The sequence below is a fragment of the Longimicrobium sp. genome (genome assembly GCF_036280135.1).
Classification (GTDB): Bacteria; Gemmatimonadota; Gemmatimonadetes; order Longimicrobiales; family Longimicrobiaceae; genus Longimicrobium.
Genome location: NZ_DASURI010000232.1, coordinates 1 through 2,631 on the forward strand (window position 1 = coordinate 1; position 2,631 = coordinate 2,631).

Genomic DNA, 2,631 nt, shown 5'->3' on the forward strand with positions numbered 1-2,631 from the left:
GGCTCTCCGGGGCGGATGGCTCCCTCGAAACCTCACACACCTCCGCACTTATCCTAATCGATCCCGATTAAGTTGGCACAGATGCCTCTCCCCCGACCTCCTTTTGCTCGTTCCTCGCAACGTCGGTCGACCCCTCCCCCAACTTCGGGGGAGGGGTTATTCGTTGGGTCAGTTCAGTGCGTGGTTGCGAGTCCGTGCTGGGGCGGGTGGGGGCGGGCGGCTGCCGGCGTGATCCGTCCGGATGCACGCGCCGAAGTTCTCCCTTCCCCCATGCAGTTTATGGGGGAAGGGTCGGGGATGGGGGGCGCTCCGCCTTCCGCGCGGACGCTGCCACCCCGCTCCGCATCCGCCCCCTCAGTGCGTGATGTAGCGCTCGAAGAACTCCAGCGTGCGCAGCATGTGGTCGATGCGGTGGTTGGGCTCGCCGCTGCGCGTGAGCTCGTGGCCCTCGCGCGGGTAACGCACGAACTCCACCTCCTTGCCCAGCACCTTCATGGCCCGGTACATGGCCTCGGCGCTCGCGATGGTCGCGCGAAAGTCCGTGTCGGCGTGCAGCATCAGCAGCGGCGTGCGGATATTGGCCACGTACGTGATGGGCGACTGCGCGCGCGTGACCTCGGGGTCCTCCCACGGCCGCGTGCCGAACTCGCCCTCGAACAGGCGCCACGTGTTGCTGGAGTAGTACCAGATGCCCAGGTCGTACACGCCGCGCGCCGCCACGGCCGCCTTGAACCGCGCGGGCGCCTCGCGGGCGATGAGCCACGCCGTCATGTACCCCGCGTAGCTGCCGCCCGTCACCACCTGCCGATCAGGATCGGCCAGGCCGCGGGCGATCACGCTGTCCGCCCCGATCAGGATGTCGCGCGCCGGCGACGTGCCCCAGTCGCGCTGGATGGCCCGCAGCCCCTCGTTTCCGTAGCCCTGCGAGCCGCGGGGATTCGACAGGAACACCGTGTATCCCGCGCCGGCCAGCATCTGGTACTCCAGCCACATGCTGGCCTCGCCGGGGCCCCACATGGAGTGCGGGCCGCCGTGAATCTGCACCGCCAGGGGCGGACGCTGGCCGGGGCGATATCCGATGGGCATCAGGTACCACGCGTGCGCCTGCCGCCCGTCGAACGACGGATAGCGCATCTCGTGGTAGTCGCTCACGTACACCCGCGCCAGCAGCGAATCGTTCAGCATGGTCAGCCGGCGCTCGCCCGCGCCGGCCGCGTCCGCCGTGTAGACGTCGCTGGGAATGCGCGGGTTCATCTCGCTCCACGCGATGCGCCCGCCCGCCACGTCAAAGCTCAGCACGCCGCGCGGACCCTGCACCACGGGACGCACGTCCACCGCGTCCAGCCGCGTGCGGTACAGCGGCACGGCGCCTTCCGACGCGACCGTGAAGTACAGCCACCCATCCGGCGTGATCACGTAGTCGTTCGGCGTGCGGTCCAGGGTGGCCGTGATGCTGCGCGCGCCCGATCCGTCGCGCCGCATCATCATCAGCTCCGAGTTCGTCGCCGAGGCCGAGTCGGGGTTGGAGATGGACCGCGTGAAGACGATCCACCGCCCGTCCGGCGAGAACGCCGGCCCCTCCTCCGCGTAGCCGGGCCGGGCGATCACCCGCGGCCGTCCGCTGCCGTCCGCCGCGACCATCCGCAGGTCGCTCTCCAGCTCGTAGTCCGGGTGAACGCCCTCGCGCGGCGGCGAGGCGCTGAAGAGCAGCGAGTCGCCCGACGGCGTCCACGCGGGCGCGCCGATGTCGTACGCCTGCTTCGTGATCTGCACGGGCTTGGCGCCGGCGCGGACGTCGACCACGTAGATCTGCGCGTACTCCTCGTCCTCGATGGACGTCTCGCCCAGGTAGTTCAGCCGGGTGACCACGCGCGGGTCCTGCTCGCGGGCGCTGGCGGCCAGCCGGGCGCGGATGGCGGCCAGGGCGGCGGCGCGGTCGTCGTCGATGTGGCGGATGGCCTCCGCGTCGACGCGCGGCCGCGTGGTGTCGGCCCCCGCGATCTGCCGCGGCGTGAGGGACGACAGGAAGGCCATGCGCCGCGAGTCCGGCGACCACACGGGGGCGAACGCGCCCGTCTCCATCTCCGTCAGGGGCCACGCCTCGCCGCCCTCGGCCAGGGGAAGGATCCACACCTGCGAGCCCTGGGTGCCCTGCCCCTGCCGCGACTGCGTGAACGCCAGCATCCGCCCGTCCGGGCTGAAGCTGGCGCCGCCGATGCCGCGCGCGTTGGTCCAGGTGAGCCGCCGTATGCCGCTGCCGTCCGTGTTGGCGATCCACAGGTCGCGGCGGTAGCGGTTCTCGGCGCTGTCCACCTCCGTGACGATGAACACGGCCCGCTGCCCGTCGGGCGAGAGCGTGACGCCGCCGGCGTTCTTGAGGTGGTAGAAGTCCAGCGCCGTGAGCGGGCGCCGTTCCGGGGTGCGGGCCTGGGCCTGCGCGGCGCCGGCGGCCATCACCAGGCCGGCCAGGGCGAGCAGGTGCGTGGGGCGGATGCGCATGGGGATCGTGGGGCGGATGGAGGTCGATGCGCGGCGGATGCGGACCGTTAGGACCGCCGCGTGCCGGATGGCGCCATCAAGTGCTAAAAATTCTGCACTGGCGGATTCCCATCCGCAAGGGCTGCGTTTTCG

Annotated in this window: 1 protein-coding gene; it reads right to left on the bottom strand. The window is 71.1% G+C overall.

All coding sequences use genetic code 11. From position 1 onward, the window contains the following. Positions 1-354: 354 nt before the first annotated feature. Positions 355-2,499 carry a S9 family peptidase gene (locus tag VFZ20_RS07180; RefSeq protein WP_329683164.1) on the bottom strand — a complete coding sequence of 715 codons (2,145 nt, stop codon included), beginning with the start codon at positions 2,497-2,499 and terminating at the stop codon, positions 355-357. Positions 2,500-2,631: the final 132 nt, after the last annotated feature.

What these genes read in the sequence shown, in the direction of transcription:
- VFZ20_RS07180 (WP_329683164.1), bottom strand. Translation starts at nt 2,499, where the DNA reads ATGCGCATCCGCCCCACGCACCTGCTCGCCCTGGCCGGCCTGGTGATG.